Origin of the sequence: Deinococcus radiotolerans (assembly GCF_014647435.1) — a bacterium.
GTDB lineage: Bacteria > Deinococcota > Deinococci > Deinococcales > Deinococcaceae > Deinococcus > Deinococcus radiotolerans.
In genome coordinates, this window is sequence record NZ_BMPE01000007.1 from 139,582 (window position 1) to 156,611 (window position 17,030).

Annotated in this window: 13 protein-coding genes and 1 pseudogene; 8 read left to right on the forward strand and 6 right to left on the reverse strand. The window is 69.1% G+C overall.

The window, feature by feature from the left end; all coding sequences use genetic code 11:
- Window positions 1–64 precede the first annotated feature (64 nt).
- From IEY63_RS13280 to IEY63_RS13290, 3 genes are all read right to left on the reverse strand, one after another.
- Entirely contained in the window at window positions 65–1,204 is a 1,140-nt protein-coding gene (locus tag IEY63_RS13280) for an NAD(P)/FAD-dependent oxidoreductase (RefSeq protein ID WP_189069486.1), read from the reverse strand.
- Window positions 1,205–1,447: 243 nt separating this feature from the next.
- The gene (locus tag IEY63_RS13285; protein ID WP_189069511.1) at window positions 1,448–2,680 is read right to left on the reverse strand and encodes an MFS transporter; all 1,233 of its coding nucleotides are present in this window, start codon (window positions 2,678–2,680) and stop codon (window positions 1,448–1,450) included.
- A 31-nt stretch (window positions 2,681–2,711) separates the two neighbouring features.
- On the reverse strand, window positions 2,712–3,926 hold the full coding sequence (locus IEY63_RS13290) for a GAF domain-containing protein (protein ID WP_189069487.1): 1,215 nt from the start codon (window positions 3,924–3,926) through the stop codon (window positions 2,712–2,714).
- 289 nt (window positions 3,927–4,215) lie between these two features.
- On the opposite strand from IEY63_RS13290, the gene IEY63_RS13295 reads away from it, so the two are divergent.
- From IEY63_RS13295 to IEY63_RS13305, 3 genes are all read left to right on the forward strand, one after another.
- Complete coding sequence (locus IEY63_RS13295; protein ID WP_189069488.1) at window positions 4,216–4,704, forward strand: (2Fe-2S)-binding protein; 489 nt, start codon at window positions 4,216–4,218, stop codon at window positions 4,702–4,704.
- Between the two features lie 84 nt (window positions 4,705–4,788).
- On the forward strand, window positions 4,789–7,182 hold the full coding sequence (locus IEY63_RS13300) for a xanthine dehydrogenase family protein molybdopterin-binding subunit (RefSeq protein WP_189069489.1): 2,394 nt from the start codon (window positions 4,789–4,791) through the stop codon (window positions 7,180–7,182).
- 91 nt (window positions 7,183–7,273) lie between these two features.
- Complete coding sequence (locus IEY63_RS13305; protein ID WP_189069490.1) at window positions 7,274–8,068, forward strand: FAD binding domain-containing protein; 795 nt, start codon at window positions 7,274–7,276, stop codon at window positions 8,066–8,068.
- Between the two features lie 78 nt (window positions 8,069–8,146).
- On the opposite strand, the gene IEY63_RS13310 is transcribed toward IEY63_RS13305, so the two are convergent.
- Window positions 8,147–8,803: a DUF1345 domain-containing protein gene (locus IEY63_RS13310; protein WP_189069491.1), complete on the reverse strand. Its 657-nt coding sequence runs from the start codon at window positions 8,801–8,803 to the stop codon at window positions 8,147–8,149.
- A 74-nt stretch (window positions 8,804–8,877) separates the two neighbouring features.
- On the opposite strand from IEY63_RS13310, the gene IEY63_RS13315 reads away from it, so the two are divergent.
- Entirely contained in the window at window positions 8,878–9,249 is a 372-nt protein-coding gene (locus IEY63_RS13315) for an MliC family protein (RefSeq protein ID WP_189069492.1), read from the forward strand.
- 6 nt (window positions 9,250–9,255) lie between these two features.
- Here the strand turns inward: IEY63_RS13315 and IEY63_RS13320 are convergent, their stop codons facing one another.
- On the reverse strand, window positions 9,256–10,149 hold the full coding sequence (locus IEY63_RS13320) for a C39 family peptidase (protein WP_189069493.1): 894 nt from the start codon (window positions 10,147–10,149) through the stop codon (window positions 9,256–9,258).
- A 126-nt stretch (window positions 10,150–10,275) separates the two neighbouring features.
- Between IEY63_RS13320 and IEY63_RS13325 the strand changes: the two genes are divergently transcribed.
- The 4 genes from IEY63_RS13325 to IEY63_RS13340 all read left to right on the forward strand — a co-directional run bounded on the left by IEY63_RS13325 (window position 10,276) and on the right by IEY63_RS13340 (window position 16,403).
- Window positions 10,276–10,797, forward strand: a complete 522-nt coding sequence (locus tag IEY63_RS13325) for a serine hydrolase domain-containing protein (protein ID WP_189069494.1) — start codon at window positions 10,276–10,278, stop codon at window positions 10,795–10,797.
- Window positions 10,798–10,800: 3 nt separating this feature from the next.
- On the forward strand, window positions 10,801–11,373 hold the full coding sequence (locus IEY63_RS13330; protein ID WP_189069495.1) for a hypothetical protein: 573 nt from the start codon (window positions 10,801–10,803) through the stop codon (window positions 11,371–11,373).
- 48 nt (window positions 11,374–11,421) lie between these two features.
- A complete protein-coding gene (locus tag IEY63_RS13335) occupies window positions 11,422–14,550 on the forward strand; it encodes a DEAD/DEAH box helicase (protein WP_189069496.1) in 3,129 nt (1,042 codons plus the stop codon).
- 230 nt (window positions 14,551–14,780) lie between these two features.
- Window positions 14,781–16,403 (forward strand): galactose-binding domain-containing protein, encoded by a 1,623-nt coding sequence (locus IEY63_RS13340; RefSeq protein WP_189069497.1) that lies wholly within the window; start codon window positions 14,781–14,783, stop codon window positions 16,401–16,403.
- A gap of 10 nt (window positions 16,404–16,413) precedes the next feature.
- Here the strand turns inward: IEY63_RS13340 and IEY63_RS13345 are convergent.
- A pseudogene (locus tag IEY63_RS13345) lies at window positions 16,414–17,030 on the reverse strand (ATP-dependent zinc metalloprotease FtsH); the annotation flags it as partial.

Here is a 17,030-nt window from a genome sequence, read left to right on the forward strand (position 1 = left end):
CCTACAGCGCAAAAAACCCCCGGCGCCACGTGAGGGCTCGGGGGTCTTGAGGCATGAACTGGCTTCAGTCGATGCTGATGCGCCAGCGCCATTCGCTCGCGCGTTTCATGACGTGCGCGATGCCGCCGGTGATGGCGAGCTTCTGGTTCCAGGGGAGTTTCATCCAGCCGACGGCCATCAGGCCGCCCAGGCTGACGAACTCGCCCAGGGTGGTGGGCTCGTAGGACTCGGGTTCTTCGCCGCGCACGAGGCGCATGATGTTCTTCCCGGTCAGGCGGCCCTGCTGCCCGGCGTGCTGCGCGGTGGTGGGCACGGGCTTACCTTCCTGGTTCAGCGCGAGGCCCATGTCGCCGATCACGAACACCTCGGGGTAACCCTTGGCACGCAGTTTGTCGTCCACGGCGATGCGGCCGCCGGGGCCCTTCTCCAGCTTGCTGCCGCTGACGATGTCGCGCGCCTGGATGCCGCCGGTCCAGATGATCTTCCCGGCGGCGAGGGTCTTCTGCTCGCCGCTGGCGGTCTGCACGGTGACGGTGTCGGCGGTGGCCTGCGTGATGCGGTGCCCGACGAGAATGTGAATGCCGTACTCCTCGAGGGTCCGCTGGGCCTTGGCGCGCAGGGCGTCGTCCAGGATCGGGAGGATCTTGGGGCCGGCTTCCACGAGGTAGATGTTGAAGGGTGGCAGGCCGCGTTCCTTGGTCAGGAGCTGGGCGCGCTGGGCGAGTTCAGTGACGAGCTCCACGCCGGTGAGGCCCGCGCCGCCGACGACGATGTCGCGGTTGCCCTGGTACTCGGTGGTGTAGGCGCGGTTGACGAAGGTGAAGATCTCGTCGGCGTCGCTGAGCTGCTTGAGTTCACTGGCGTTCTCGGCCAGGCCGGGGATGCGGTAGAAGTTCGTGACGCTGCCCAGGCCGACGACGAGGGTGTCGTACGTGAGGACGCGGCCGTCCTTGAGCTTGACTTCCTTGTCGTCCAGGTTGACGTGCTCGACCTGGGCCTTTTCAAGGTTCACGCCGGTGCCGCGCAGCAGGGGCGCGAGGGGCAGCGTGACGGGGGTGTTGTGGGCGGCCGCCTCGTGGAGGCGGGTTTCGAAGGTGTGGTACGCGTTCTGCTCCACCATCAGGGCTTCGAGGCCGGGAGCGGGTTTCATTTTGGTGGCGACGGCCAGGCCGGAGTAACCAGCACCAAGGATGAGGGTCTTCATGTCTCTTTCTCCTGTGAACGAATTCACGAGTTGGCTGGGAGTGCTCCCGCCGTCCCGTAAACACCGCCGGAAGTCGGCGACTTCCACACGGCAACAGTGTACATGTTACACCAAATACATCTTCTGGCGCCTGTCCAGTGTTGCCTGATCTAGTGACACTGTTCATCTAGGGGAGTCCACCCGAGAGCTAGGCCGCCCGGTGGACGCCGACTTCCATCCCATGCGCGCGCGAGGCCGGCACCATCAGCCGCGCCCACCCGCGATCCGCGCGGCGTCCGGCGTGGCGCGCAGGGCCCTCATGGCCAGCGCGCCCAGCAGCGGCCCCAGCGCCCACAGCGCAAACAGGCCCGGCCAGCCCAGTGCGCCCAGCAGCGCCGGCACCAGGGCGATGGTCACGCCCGTCAGCGTGAACCCCAGGGCCAGCTGCGCGGTCAGGACCGTACCCACGTACGCTCCAGGCGCGATCTCACTGATGACCGTGCTGAACTGCGCGCTGTCCGCAATGATCCAGAACCCCCAGAACAGGCTCAGCGCCAGCACCAGCGCTGGACTGGGCGGCCCGACCAGCAGCAGCCCCGCCAGCGCCAGGGCCGACCCGCCGGAGAGCCACATCGCGAGTTCCGTCAGGCGGGTGCGGCCCCAGCGGTCCCCCAGCACGCCTCCCACCACGCACCCCAGCCCACCCACGCCCACCACGCAGAAGGTCGCCAGCGCCGCGCCGCGCGGGACGTCCACGGCGCCCACTCCGCTCAGGACACCACTGAAGAACAGGGCGAACCACGTCCACAGGGCGTACAGCTCCCACATGTGCCCCAGGTACCCCAGGGTCGTCAGCGCCGGGCCGCGCGCCGTGAGGACCCGCCACGCCTGCGCGGGCCGGAACGGTGGGGCCTGGGTGCTCCGCGGTCCCGGCGGCACCGGCAGCGCCAGCAGGCCCCCCAGCGCGGCCAGCAGACTGGTCGTGGCGATCACGACACGCCAGTCCGCGCCGCCCAGGGCGTTGACCAGGTGCGGCAGGGCCGAACCCAGCGTCAGGGCCCCCACCATGACCCCCAGCGCCAGGCCGCGCCCCCGCGTGAAGTAGGCGCTCATGGCCCGCAGGGCGGGCGGATAGACCAGCGCCAGCGCCGCCCCCACCCCCGCCCGCGCCACGAGCGCCCCGCCCAGCGCCGGGTGCAGCAGCAGCGCCGCGTTCGCCCCGGCGGCCAGCAGCGCACCCGCCAGAATCAGCATCCGCGGCTGCACCCGGTCCGCGAGATTCAGGGCGGCGCTGAGCACCGCGCCCAGCACGAAACCCCACTGCACGGCCAGGGTCAGCCACGAGCCCTGATAGGCGTTCAGGCCCCAGCCGTCCCGCAACTGAGGCAGCGCGGCCGCAGCGCTGAACCACGGGGCCATGCTGAGGACCACGCTCAGGGCCAGCAGGGTCAATGCCACGTTCGGGGGCGGGGGAGAGGCGGCGCTCAGGCGGAACATCACGCGGCCTCCCCGGCGCGCTGGACGCCGCTCAGAACGCCGCGTCCAGCGCGGCGCGCCGCGCCCGCGCAATCGGGCGGCGGTGGTCACCCTCGGGCAGCAGGCCGTCCAGGACGTCCAGACACTCCGGGTCGTCGAACCGCGCCGCGTAACGCCACAGCAGGTCCGGATCGCCACTGCGGCACACTGCCTCCCGCAGCGCCGCGTCCAGGTACTCACGCCAGTACGTCAGCAGCGGCGACGCCGAATGCGGCAGCAGCGGCCCGTCGTACAGGTCGGCCGCCTCGCTCACCCGGCCGGCCAGCAGCAGTTCCTCGACCCGCTGCGCGTCCAGCGTCACGGGCACCCCCAGCCGGTACGGCCGGGACGCGATCTGCCCGCCCAGCAGCGCCCGCAGGGTACTCACCTCAGATTTCAGGGTGCTCAGACTGATCGGCTGATCCCCGTACACGTGCGCGTGCAGGGCGTCCAGCGTCAGGCCGCCCGGGTTCAGGGCCAGGACGCCCAGCAGCTCGTGCTGCCGCGGCGTGAGGTGCAGGCGCTGCCCCCCGAAGGTCACGCGCGGCGATCCGCAGAACGCCAGGTGCAGCTGACCGGCCGGCACGCTGGGCCGCCCCTGGATGGCCTGCTCGATCTGCGCGGCGTAATGCCGGGCGCTGGCCAGCCCCAGCGGCGTGCTGTGCTCCCAGGTGCTGCTGATGTCCAGCACGCCCAGCAGCGCGCCCGTCCCCGTATCCCGGATGGGACTGGAGTAACACACCCAGTCGTGCACGGTCTGCACGTAATGCTCGGCGCTGAAGACCCGCACCGGCTGGCGCGTGCGCAGCGACAGGGCCAGGGCGTTCGTGCCCACGCTCCCCTCACCCCACTGGCCGCCGGGCACGAAATTCACGCCGCGCGCCAGGCCGGTCATGCGCTCGCTGCCCTGCGTCCACAGCAGCGTGCCGTCCACGTCCCCCACCGCCACGATCAGGTCGGCTTCCTCAGCCAGGCGGCGCAGCTCGGGGATCAGGCCGCGCACGCCGTACTCCAGCGGGCTCTCCTGCCAGGCGTGCTGCACATCCGCCTCGTTCTTGACGGGCGCGCTGACCCGTTCGGGCGGCACGGTCAGGGATGAGCGCGCCCAGGACGCCGCGACCTCCTCGGTCACGGGCGTGCCTGCGGGCACCGGCGCGTGCTGCTGGGACACGTACCGGTACCAGGCGCTGATCAGTTTCTGCCGTTCCAGCGTCAATCTGTCGTTCATAGCGCGTCCTCGTGAAGCGGCCAGCGCCGCGCGGCCACGTCGGGGAGCCCCGCCGTGAGCGGCGAATTCCGGCTCGGGTGATGACCTCACGCTAGCACTTCCGCCGCTGCGGCAGCGTGCCCGGCGCGCAGCCCGTCTGCACGGGAGCTCCCACCTGGGGCGGGCGCGCGCGAGTGTGCCCGGCCACGCACCCTTTTCCAACCTTCATGTGTTTAGATGGGGTCGGTCAGACAACTCAGGTTCCAGCTCTGGAACTCCCTCATTCCACCCCAGCCCGTGGGAGGCCCGCATGAACGTCACCCTGACAGTGAACGGCAAGACCTACACCCGTGACGTGGAGCCCAGAACGCTCCTCGTCCACTTCCTGCGCGAGGATCTCGGCCTGACCGGCACGCACGTCGGCTGCGACACCAGTCAGTGCGGCGCGTGCACCGTGCACGTGAACGGCGACGCCGTGAAAAGCTGCACCCTCCTGGCCGTTCAGGCCCAGGGCGCCGAAGTCACCACCATCGAGGGCCTCGGCACGCCCGGCGACCTGCACCCCCTCCAGACTGGCTTCTGGGAGGAACACGGCCTTCAGTGCGGGTTCTGCACGCCCGGCATGATCATGGCCAGCGCCGAACTCCTGAAGCACAACCCCAACCCCAGCGAGGACGTCATCCGCCACCACCTGGAAGGGAACTACTGCCGCTGCACCGGGTACCACAACATCGTCAAGGCCGTGCAGCACGCCGCAGCCGCCATGCAGGGCGGCGCGGGCCAGGCTGCCGACGACTGAAGACCAGCTCGGGGCCCTGACCGCTGAGTGGGGCTCTGTCCCGCCCCCAGCGCCGACGGCCCATCCCCAGGGAGGCATCACCCCATGAGCGAATCCCGTACCGACAAGTACTTCGGGCAGGCCCTCAAGCGCAAGGAGGACCCGCGTTTCATCACCGGCACCGGGCACTACACCGACGATATGGTCCTGCACGGCATGGTGCACGCCGCGATGGTCCGCAGTCCCTACGCGCACGCGAAGATCGGCGTGATTCACACCGACGCCGTGCAGAGCATGCCCGGCGTGATCCGCGTCCTGACCGGCCAGGACGTGCAGGAGGCCGGACTGGGTAGCATCCCGGTCGGCTGGCTGCTGCCGGACCTCAAGACGCCCGCCCACCCCGCCATCGCCCTGACGGAAGCGAACCACGTTGGGGACATCGTGGCCGTCGTGATTGCCGAGACCCGCGCGCAGGCCGAGGACGCCGCCGCCGCACTGGAAGTCGAGTACGACGCGCTGCCCGCCGTGGCCACCACCCACGCGGCCCTGGCCGACGGCGCGCCCCTGGTGCATGACGACGTGCCCGGCAACGTCGCCTTCCACTGGGAGATCGGGGACGAGGCCGCCACCACCGAGGCCTTCAACGGCGCGGCCCGCAAGGTGCACGTGAAGCTGCGCAACCACCGCCTGGTCGCCAACCCCATCGAGCCGCGCAGCAGCCTCGCGCAGTTCACCCCGGCCGGCGGCGACTACCTGCTGTACACCACCAGCCAGAATCCCCACATTCACCGCCTGATCATCGCGGCGTTCGTGATGAGCATCCCCGAGCACAAGCTGCGCGTGATCAGCCCCGACGTGGGCGGCGGTTTCGGCACGAAGATCTTCCAGTACCAGGAAGAGGTCATCGTGCTGCTCGCCTCGCGCCTGATCGGCCGCCCCGTCAAGTGGACCGCGCGGCGCAGCGAGGCCTTCGTCAGCGACGCGCAGGGCCGCGACCATGACACCGAGGCCGAACTGGCCGTCAGTGACGACGGGAAGATCCTGGGCTTCCGCGTGAACACCCACGCGAACCTCGGCGCGTATCAGACCCTGTTCGCGCCCGCCGTGCCCACGTACCTGTACGGCACCCTGCTGAACGGCGTGTACAAGATCCCCGCCATTCACGCCAAGGTCACGGGCGTCATGACGAACACCGTCCCCGTGGACGCCTACCGCGGCGCCGGCCGTCCCGAGGCCACGTACCTCATCGAGCGGATCGTGGACATGGCCGCGCACGAACTGAACATGGACCCGGCCGAACTGCGCCGCCAGAACTTCATCCAGCCCGACGAGTTCCCCTACCAGACGCCCGTGGCGCTCGTGTACGACAGCGGCGACTACGAACCCGCCCTGGATCAGGCCATGCAGATGATGGACTACGCCGCCCTGCGCGAGGAACAGGCCCGCATGAAAGGCGGCAAGAAGATCCTGGGCGTCGGCCTGATCTCCTTCCTGGAAGCCTGCGGCCTGGCCCCCAGTGCCCTGGTCGGGCAGCTCGGCGCGCAGGCCGGCCAGTGGGAATCCAGCCTCGTACGCGTGCACCCCACCGGGAAGGTCGAACTGTACACCGGCAGCCACAGCCACGGGCAGGGCCACGAGACGGCCTTCCCGCAGATCGCCGCCGACGAACTCCAGATTCCCATCGAGGACATCGAACTCATCCACGGGGATACCGGCCGCATGCCCTACGGCTGGGGCACCTACGGCAGCCGCTCGGCCGCGGTGGGCGGCAGCGCCCTGAAACTCGCGCTGCAGAAGATCACCGCGAAGATGAAGAAGATCGCCGCGCACCTCCTGGAAGCCAGCGAGGACGACATCGAGCACGAGGGCGGCGTGTTCCGCATCAAGGGCGCGCCCGACAAGAGCAAAACCTTCTTCGACATCGCCCTGATGGCCCACCTCGCGCACAACTACCCCGCGGACCTGGAACCCGGGCTGGAAGCCACCGCGTTCTACGACCCCAAGAACTTCGTGTACCCCTTCGGGACGCACATCGCCGTCGTCGAGATCGACACCGACACCGGCCACGTGAAACTGCGCGGCTACGGCAGTGTCGACGACTGCGGGCCCCTCATCAACCCCCTGATCGCCGAGGGGCAGGTGCACGGCGGGATCGCCCAGGGCATGGGGCAGGCGCTGCTGGAAGAAGCCGCGTACGACGAGGACGGCAACCTGCTGGCCGGGACGTACATGGAGTACGCCATGCCCCGCGCGGACGACGTGCCGTTCATCCAGCACGGCCACACCGTCACCCCCAGCCCCCACAACCCCCTGGGCGTCAAGGGCATCGGCGAGGCCGGCACCATCGCCAGCACCGCCGCCGTCGCCAACGCCGTCATGGACGCCCTGTGGCACGAGGCGGGCATCGCGCACCTCGACATGCCCTACACCGCCGAGAAGGTCTGGCGCGCCCTCAGGGAAGCCAGGGGCGGCAGCCAGCCGCAGGCCGCCGACGACTGAAGCGTTGATGGAAGAAGGTTGATGGTCGGTCGACCGTTCCTTCTCCATCAACTGTCCCCTTTCAACCCTCACCCCCATCCCGGAGGGATTCATGTATCCAGCCAGTTTCGAGTACCACAAGGCCGAGAGTGTCGATCAGGCCCTTGCCGCCCTTGCCGAGAATCCTGACCTGAAGGTCATCGCGGGGGGGCACAGTCTGCTGCCCGCCATGAAGCTTCGGCTGGCGCAGCCGCCCGCGCTGCTGGACATCTGGGGCATTCAGGAGATGAAAGGCATCACCCGCGACGGGAACTACTGGGTGGTCGGCGCGATGACCACCCACGCGGATGTGCTGCGCAGCGACCTGCCGCTGTTCCCCGAGGTGGCTGGCTGGGTCGGCGACCCGATGGTCCGCAACCGCGGCACCATCGGCGGCTCCCTGGCGCACGCTGACCCCAGCGCCGACTACCCCGCTGCCGCGCTGGCGCTGGGCGTGGAGTTCGTCATCCGCGGCCCCGGCGGCGAGCGCACCGTGCATGCGGACGACATGTTCCAGGGCATGTTCGAGAGTGCCGTGCAGCCCGGTGAACTCCTGACGCACATCCGCATTCCCGCGACCACGCAGGCGAGCGCGTACGAGAAGTTCCGCCACCCCGCCAGCCACTACGCCGTCGTGGGCGTCGCCGTGGTCCGGCACGCGGACGGCAGCGTGCGCGCCGCGTACACTGGCGCCGCCGAGAAGGCCCACCGCCTGACGACACTGGAGGATGCCGTGAACGGCTCCCAGAGCGTGCCCACTGGTCTCGTAGACGCGGGTGACCTGCTCGGGGACCGTTTCGCCAGCGCCGAGTACCGCGCGCACCTCGTGGACGTCCTCGCCGCGCGGGCCGTCGAACGCCTCAGCTGACCTGATCTGCCCGGCCCGCTCTCCGGTGTGAGGGCGGGCCGAACTGTGTCCTCCTGTGCCCGCAGGCGGTCAGGGTGCCTACTGGATCAGTCCGGCGATCCCGTTGATCGTCACCGCGATGATCACGGTCCCGAACACGAAGGACAACAGCGCGTGCCCCAGCAGCAGGCGGCGCATAGCGCGAGTGTTCAGGTTCGTGTCACTGACCTGATACGTCATGCCGACCGTGAGGGCCAGGTACGCGAAGTCCCAGTAGGTGGGTTCCTCCAGGTTGCTGTCCCCATGCGGGAACTGCACGCCGTGCCCGTCGCGGTAGTGGCGGCGGGCGTAGTGCAGGGTGTACTCGGTCTGCACGAGCAGCCAGCTGCTGGCCACCGTGGCGACCGCCAGGGCCGTCAGCAGCAGTTCGCGGGTGCCTCTGGCGTCATGCGCGTCGGACAGCAGAAAGATGACACCCACCAGACTGACCAGGGCGGCCGTCATGGTGATGGTCCCGGCCAGCGCGCGGCTGTCGTCCTCGCGCGTGGCGAGTTCACGGGTGCGGCCCGGTCCGGCGCTCATCATGAGGGGCCACAGCTGCGCCATGACGGTCAGCGTGAGCACGTTCCAGCCGATCAGGATCCGGGCTTCGGCGGGCCAGGTGGCGGGCGTGGCCAGCCCGATCACGAGGCTGGTGGCTATGCCGATGAGGAGGCGTCGGGCGGCGTGGTGGTGACGCCGTTCGGTGGGGGTCATGCGCGGAGCATACTTCGGGGCACTGTCATCTGACGCTCGTGAAGTGTTCACGTGCAGTGGCTACGGTGGGAAGGATGAAACGAGTCATTCTGACAGTAGCTGGACTGATGCTGGGTGTGGCGGGCGCGGCGACGCCGCCCGTGCAGGTGAACTACCGCGTGTTCAAGTACGCCTGCGCGGGCGGGCAGAACCTCAGCGTGTACTACGTGCAGTTCGGCACGGACCCCATGTTCGCGGTGCTGGAATGGAATGGGCAGAAGTACGGGCTGGCGCAGGCGATCAGCGCCAGCGGCGCTCGGTACGCCAGCCTGAACGGTCCGGCTGGCGCGCGGGGCGGCCTGCAATGGTGGGAGCATCAGGGCACGGCGGAACTCAGTACGTTCGTGGGGAACAGCACCACCACCACGAAGACCCTGCTGACCGGCTGCAAGGCCCCGGCCCGCTGACGAACGTCACTCCGCGTTCGCCTGGGCCAGCAGCGCCTCAATCTCCTTGATGCCGGGCTGCTGCGCCAGGATGCGCTGCGCCACCTCGCGGGTCCGTTCGGCCTGCCCGGTGCGGTTCCAGGCGAGCAGCGCGCCCTGACGGTACCAGTGGTACTGGAGGGGCACACCGATCTGCACGGCGCGGTCGAAGGCCAGCGCGGCGTCCTGGGGCTGCCCCAGCGCCAGCCGCGCCTGCCCCAGGCCCCACCAGTCGAACGCGGTCGCGCCGCCCTTCTGGGTGCGGGCCTGCATCTCGTCGCGCAGGCGCGTCCAGTTGGCGGTCTCATCCCAGTCCCTGCCCAGCAGGCGCCGGACCTCCGCCTCACGGCTGGCGGGGTACGCGAGCAGGTACTCGCCGTTGTAGTAGTTCCACAGCCGCTCGAACTGCGCCTCGGTGTGGGTCAGTTTCGCGCCCAGCAGGGAATCGCTGCTGGTCAGGCCCTGCGCGCTGAAGCCGTACACGGTGCGGAAGTGCGCGGTGTTGTCGCCGTCTTTCAGGCGCTGCTGCACCACGACGGGCAGCCTGGCGGCGATCAGGTCGCGCAGCAGTTCCGGCGTGCCCCCGTACCGGATGACCGTGCGCAGCCCCTGGCGTTCCAGGTACGCGGCGACCTCCTGCGTGCTGACCTCCACGTCGTTCGGGCCGTCTTTCAGCGCGGCGGCCGCCTGCGCCTGCGTGACCTTCTTGCCGTGGTACCCGAGTACGACGGACGCCGTGACCGGCCCGCAGTTGTTCAGGCCCTGGTTGTCGTGCCCCACCCCGCTGAGGATGAGGCGGGCGGGCGCGGCTGTCTGCGCTTCGGACATGCACGCGCCCAGCGCCGGGGTGAGCAGGAGAGACACCAGAGCAATCCGTTTCATGTCAAACAGTGTGACGGGTGGGCGCCCGGCCTGCCTTCAGCCCCATTGAAGCGTCCCTGACGTCATTCTTCACCGCCCTCCGAGAATGCGGCGCCGCATGCAGACACGCCCGGCTAAGCTGCGGCCATGCCCCGGACCGAGCTGGACGCCCTGCTGGATGACGCCCGCCACGCGCACACCAGCGTCCTGTTCATCTCCTGCGGCGGCGAGGTGCTGGCCGACGAGACCATGGACGGTCAGGGCGACCGGCCCATCGCCACCATGAGCGTCACCAAAGCAGTCCTGAGCCTGCTCGTGGGCCGCGCCGTCACCCTGGGTCACCTGCCCGGCGTGGACCTGCCCGTGCATGAGGTATTCCCCGAGTGGCGGCAGGGCCGCAAGCGGGACGTGACGCTGCGTCACCTGATGACCCACACCAGCGGGCTGCAGAACGTCCCGCACGCCGGGCAGGAGGTGTACGCCAGCGAGGACCGGCTGCAACTGGCCCTGTGCGCCGAACTGGACGCCGCGCCCGGCACGCAGTTCTCGTACAACAACAAGGCCATGGCCCTGATCGCCGGGTTGCTGGAACGCGTGACGGGACGCCGCCTGGAGACGTTCGCGCGGGAGGACCTGCTGGGGCCGCTGGGCATCACCGACTGGCACTAGTCCGTGGACGCGCGGGGCCTGCCGAACGGCTTCGCGGACCTGTTCCTGCACGCCCGGGACCTGGGCCGCCTGGGCGTGCTGGCCCTGCGCGACGGCGAAGACCTGATCCGCGCGGACTGGATGCAGCAGAGTACGGGCCCTGCCACGCCCCTGAACGATCAGATGGGCCTGCTGTGGTACTTGCTGCCCGCCTGGACGCGCTACAGCGTGACGCCCGCGCACGTGCAGGCCGCCCGGGACGCCGGGGTGAACGACGCGCAGCTTCAGGCGCTGGAAGCCTGCACGTGCCGCGAAGCCACCCGCGAGGACCTGCTGAACCGACTGAGCCGCGCGGCCCTGGTCCCGCAGGACCTGCCCGCCGGCCTGAACTGGATGACCGTGCACGCCGGGCCGCAGGTGGGTTTCCGGCACGACGGGTTCCGGGGACAGAACCTGATCGTGCACCGAGACGCGGAACTGGTCGCCGTGCGGATGATCAGCTGGGATCACTCGCAGGTTGAAGCCCCCGGCAGCGCCTTCAGCGTCTTCCCGGACCGGGTGCTGGCCCTCGCGCAGGCGTCCCTCTCTCTTCGGTAAGTCTTTTCGCTCTCGGTCTTCACTGGCGGGGGCGCGTACACTCTTCCGGTGACTGTTGCTGCGCCGAACCTGTCGAAACTGCTGCCCGCCGCCCCGCCTGGAAACCTGCTGCTGCTGCCGCAGGTGGCGCGCGCGGCGCTGTTCGCGGCGTTCCCGGGCCCGGCCGTGCTACTGACCACCCCGGACCGCCTGGGCAGCTACGCCACGGCCGGGGTGCTGGGCGCGCCGGTCAGCGTGAACCCGGGCCTGCGCGACTGGGACGCCCGGCACGAGCACGTGGTGCTGGACGTGAACACCGCACTGGACCTGTTCCCGTCCCGCCCGGAAGACCACGCGCTGACCCTGAAGGTGGGCGCCAGCTACCCGCGCGAGGTCCTGCTGGAACGCCTGGAACGCCTGGGCTACGAGCGCGGCGAGGAACCCGGTTTCGAGATTCAGGGCGACACGCTGGAACTGCGCCTCTCGGCCGGGTCGGGTCTGCCCGCCGAGGCCGAGGAGGGCCTGTGGGTCCGGGCAGAGTTCTTCGGGGACGAGCTGGACACCCTGCGCTTCCTGAAGCCCGGCGCGCTGACAGGCGAGAAGGCGCAGAGCTTCACGCTGGAACCCACCGCCGACTACCTGACGGAGGTGAAGTGGGACGCTACCCGCCTGGACCTGGTGCCCGGGCGGGTGTTCCTGGACTCGCCGGAGTTCTACGCGTCCGCGCTGGGTGTCCTGATCGACACCCTCTGGCCGAAACTGGCGGCGCGCGAGGTGACGAGCTTCGGGCGCTCACCCCTCGACCTGCCGGACCTGGACACCGGCCTGACGACCCTCCCGTTCTACCGGGCGCGCCTGAGCGACCTGGAACGCGACGTGAACGAGTGGCGGGACGCGGACTACCGCGTGATGATCCTCGTGCGGCACGACCGCACCGCCGCGTACCTGGCGGACAAGCTGCTGAACACCCACGAGATTCCCTGGCTGAAGATCCCCCGCGTGCCGGAGGGTGGCCTGGGCTTCCTGCGCGCGGCGGGCGAGGGCGGCTTCGTCATTCCCGAACACAGGACCGTCGTCCTGACTGAGGACCTGATCTACGGCTTCCAGGGCGGCAGCGCCCTGCGCGGCAAGCGCCTGAGCGGCAAGCCCGTCACGGACGCGCTGGGCCTGCACGTCGGCGATTACCTGATTCACCCGGAGCACGGCATCGGGCAGTTCGAGGGCCTGGAAACCCGCAAGGTGCTGGGTGTCACCCGCGACTACCTGAACCTCACGTACCGGGGCGGCGCGCGCCTGAGCGTGCCCATCGAGCAGCTGCCCGTCCTGCGCCGCCACCCCGGCACCACCGACGACCCGCCAAGCTTAAGTTCCTTCGACAAGAAGGACTGGGCGAAAGCCAAGGAGAAGGCCCGCAAGAACGCCGAAGAGGTCGCCGCGAAACTCCTCGTGCAGTACGCCGCGCGGCAGGTCACGCCCGGCAACGCCTTCCCCGCGCAGCCCGAATGGGACAGTCAGGTCGAGGCGAACTTCAAGTTTGAACTCACCGCCGACCAGAAAACGGCGCTGAAGGAAACGATGCGCGACCTGGAGAAGGCCAACCCCGCCGACCGCCTGATTTCCGGCGACGTGGGCTTCGGCAAGACCGAGGTGGCCCTGCGCGCCGCGCACCGCGTCGTCGGCCATGGCAAGCAGGTGGCGGTGCTGGTCCCCACCACCCTGCTGGCCGAGCAGCACACCAGCACCTTCGTGGAGCGCTTCAAGGGCCTGCCCGTGCGCGTCGAGGGGCTGTCGCGTTTCACCACGCCCCAGCAGGCCAAGGCGATCCTGGCTGACACTGCGAAGGGCAAGGTGGACATCCTGATCGGCACGCACCGCCTCCTCAGCGGCGACGTGCAGTTCCGCGATCTGGGCCTGATCATCGTCGACGAGGAACACCGCTTCGGCGTGGGCCAGAAGGAGAAACTCCGTGCGCTGCGCGGCCTGCCCGACGCGCCCAAGGACGGCAAGATCGACATTCCCGAGGACGCCCGCGCCGTGGACACCCTGGCACTGTCCGCCACGCCCATTCCCCGCACGCTGTACATGAGCATGGTGGGCCTGCGCGACATGAGCAGCATCCAGACGCCGCCCAAGGGTCGCAAACCCATCCAGACCGTCCTGGCCCCCTTCGACCCGATCACGGTGCGCGACGCGATCCTCAGCGAGATCGAACGCGGCGGCAAGGTCTTCTACATCCACGACCGCATCGCCAGCATCGGCGCGCGCAGCCTGTACCTGCGTAACCTCGTCCCGGAAGCCCGCATCGGCGTGGCGCACGGCCGCATGAACGAGGAGGAACTCGAGGAGATCATGCTCGGCTTCGAGCAGGGTGCGTTTGACGTGCTGCTCGCCACCACCATCGTCGAGACCGGCCTGGACATTCCCGAGGCGAACACCATCCTGATTGAACGCAGCGACCGCCTGGGTCTCGCCCAGCTGTACCAGCTGCGTGGCCGCGTGGGCCGCCGCGCCCAGACCGCCTACGCGTACCTGTTCTACCCGCCGCGCATGACCGAGAACGCCCAGCGCCGCCTGTGGGCCATCGCCGACCTCCAGGACCTCGGGTCCGGCCACCTGCTGGCTGAGAAGGACATGGAGATCCGCGGCGTGGGCAACATCCTGGGTGAGGAGCAGCACGGGCACGTGCAGGCCGTCAGCATCGACGTGTACACCGAACTTCTTGCCGAGGCCGTCGCCAAACTCAAGGGTGAGAAGATCGAGGCGCCCGCCACGATCAGCATCGACCTGCCCATCGACGCGCGCCTCAGCCCCGAGTACTTCGAGAATGACGAGGAAGCCCGCATCGCCACCTATGGCCGCCTGAGTGACAGCCGCACCCTCCAGGCCATCAGCCGCGTCGAACGCGACCTGCGCAAGAAATACGGGCTCCCCACCCCCGAAGTGCAGAACTTCATCGATCTTGCCAAACTCCGCCTCACCGCCGCCGCCAGGCGCGTGCTGAGCATCGGCGAGACCATGACCCAGATCCAGGTCACCTTCGCCTACAAGGCCCTCGACTACGACGCGTCCGGCCTGCGCAGCTTCCCGTTCAAGACCGAGGTCGTGACCTTCCCGCCCAGCGTGAAACTCGACAAACGCGGGCTGAAACCCAACGACTACGCGCGCACCCTGATCGACCTGCTCGGATACTTCGGCTAGGACGGGCAGACCGTGCGCCCCGTTCAGGACCGGCGGGGGGCGCGCCGTTTCTGAACCCCCTGTGCGCTGATGGGATGGAAGGCGTGATTGGCCGGGGGTGCTTTTAACGATGCTGTGATGTTCACCGATTCTGGCGGCGATTCAGGTACCATGAAGGCACTACGAACCTCGCGTCGTGGGAGGTGATTCTCACGTTTAGGGCCCCTGCCGGTCGGACCGTGATGCTCTCAGTGCAGTACCTCTGCCTGCTGCTGCTTTTCTTCGGCGAGCGCAGCCTGAGCCCCCCCGCCACGGCGCAGGTGACTGCGCCAGCGGCCCCGGGCAGCGCTGCGCCGCGTCCTGTGGCCTTCCCGCCGGGCTTCCTGAAACCCAGCGATTCGCTCGCCAGTGACGCCCTGAGTGACCACACCTCCTGGCGCGCCCGGGATGAGGCGGCAGGCACCTACTGGGCCACCAGCGAGACCGACGCCGCCCAGTGGATCCGCTTCGATCTGGACGCCCCGGCCCGGGTGAACGCCCTGGCGGTCCTCTGGTTAAACGGCGCCGCGCAGACGTACCAGTTCACCATTGCCGTATCGGGCGACGCCAGTACCTGGAAGACCGTCGCCAGCGGCCGGAGTACCCGCTCGGCCGGGCCGGACATCTACACGTTCCCCGAGCAGCTCACCCGGTACGTCCGCGTGACCATCGCGCCAGACAGCGGCGCACCCGCCTTTGGCGTGGCTGAGGCCGCCGTTCGCGTGCCCAGTGCGGCGCAGGCCGTGACCGCGCCCGGCAGCCTGACGCCCGAATCGTTCGGCGCGCGCGGAGACGGCGTCACGGACGACACCACCGCGCTGACTGCCCTGTTCAACGCCGCCAACAAGCAGGCCAAACCCATCGCCTTCGCCGCCGGCAAGACCTACCTCACGGGCCGGTCCCGGGTGTACCAGTACAGCGTCACGACCAACGGCCTGACCGTGCAGGGCAACGGCGCGACCATCAAGGTCATGGACGGCACCACCACCGCCAGCAGCCTCTACGTCCTGCGCATCGCCGCGCAGAACGTCACCGTCGAGAACCTCACCGTCGACGCCAACCGTGCCGGGCGCCCCGCCCTGACCAACTGGAACCAGTACGCGTGGTTCATTGACGGCGGCAGCGTCAACGTCCGCCTCAAGGGCATCCGCGGCCTGAACAGCCCCGTCGACAACCTCTACATCCGCGATCAGGTCGGCCGGAATTCGGACGCGCTGTACCCGCGGGAGATCTACATCGACGGGGCGGAGATGCTGAACGCCGCGCGAAACAACGCCAGCGTGATCAGCAGCAAGAACGTGTACATCACGGGCGGGCGCTTCAACGGCGCGAACGGCTCGAACCCCGAGGCGGGTATCGACATCGAACCGAACACCAGTGACACATACGGGAACAACGGGGTGTACCTGACGAACGTGGAGACGTCGAACAACCGGGGCGGGGGCGTGGACGTGGCGGGGCACCACAACCAGAACATCGTGGTGAAAAACCACGTGGCGAACAGCAACGGCACGGCCTTCTTCGCCATGCCCGACGGCGGCGCCATCCAAGTTGACGGCCTCACCGGCCGGGATTACAAGTTCAATCCCGTCGCGTCCGGCCGGAACGGCTTCATTTCACTCGTCCCCGGGGGCCGCTCTGGCGCGCGGGTGACCCTGCAGAACGTGACGCTGACCGGCATCGACTCGACCCTGCCGGGCGTGCACCAGAACTATGACGGGGCCGTGACGATCCACGACACGCAGATCAACCAGTACACCGGCACGCGCCCGGTCGTGGAAGCCAGGCCTGCCGACATCTACAACATCTACCGCGACGGCGTCAAAATCCGCTGAGGTTCACTCCTCACCCGGCCAGACTGGCGGGTGGGGTGGGCGACGTGGGCGGCAGGGGTTCGAGCGTCTCCCCGTTGAGGAGCGCGGCGAACTCCTCGCCCGTCAGGGTCTCGCGGGTCAGGAGGACCTGCACGATCTCATGCACGCGGTGCAGGTGCTCGCCGACGAGATTCACGGCCCGCGTGTACGCCGCGTCGATGAGACCCTTGATCTCATCATCGATCTGCGCGGCGGTCCCCTCGCTCATGGGGAGCATCTGGGGCCCGCCCCCCAGGTACGAGCCCTGGTCGCTGGCGTGCGCGACCTTCCCAAGGCGTTCACTCATGCCCCACTCGGTCACCATGCGCCGCGCGATGCCCGTGGCCTGCTGGAAGTCATTCTGCGCGCCGGTGGTGATCTCGCCGAATACGACGTCCTCGGCAGCGCGCCCGGCCAGCGCGACGGCGATCATGTCCTCCAGGGCGGGCTGCGTGACGTGCAGGCGGTCGTCCGCGTCGGGCATCATGTACCCGGCGGCGCGGCCCCGCGGCACGACCGTGAGTTTCGCCACGCGGTTGGCGTACGGGAGGAGCTGGGCGGCGAGGGCGTGGCCGACCTCGTGGTAGGCGGTGACCTTGCGGTCCGCTT

Coding starts and splice junctions, on each gene's coding strand:
- IEY63_RS13280 (WP_189069486.1), bottom strand. CDS start 1,204: ATGAAGACCCTCATCCTTGGTGCTGGTTACTCCGGCCTGGCCGTCGCC.
- IEY63_RS13285 (WP_189069511.1), bottom strand. CDS start 2,680: ATGTTCCGCCTGAGCGCCGCCTCTCCCCCGCCCCCGAACGTGGCATTG.
- IEY63_RS13290 (WP_189069487.1), bottom strand. CDS start 3,926: ATGAACGACAGATTGACGCTGGAACGGCAGAAACTGATCAGCGCCTGG.
- IEY63_RS13295 (WP_189069488.1), top strand. CDS start 4,216: ATGAACGTCACCCTGACAGTGAACGGCAAGACCTACACCCGTGACGTG.
- IEY63_RS13300 (WP_189069489.1), top strand. CDS start 4,789: ATGAGCGAATCCCGTACCGACAAGTACTTCGGGCAGGCCCTCAAGCGC.
- IEY63_RS13305 (WP_189069490.1), top strand. CDS start 7,274: ATGTATCCAGCCAGTTTCGAGTACCACAAGGCCGAGAGTGTCGATCAG.
- IEY63_RS13310 (WP_189069491.1), bottom strand. CDS start 8,803: ATGACCCCCACCGAACGGCGTCACCACCACGCCGCCCGACGCCTCCTC.
- IEY63_RS13315 (WP_189069492.1), top strand. CDS start 8,878: ATGAAACGAGTCATTCTGACAGTAGCTGGACTGATGCTGGGTGTGGCG.
- IEY63_RS13320 (WP_189069493.1), bottom strand. CDS start 10,149: ATGAAACGGATTGCTCTGGTGTCTCTCCTGCTCACCCCGGCGCTGGGC.
- IEY63_RS13325 (WP_189069494.1), top strand. CDS start 10,276: ATGCCCCGGACCGAGCTGGACGCCCTGCTGGATGACGCCCGCCACGCG.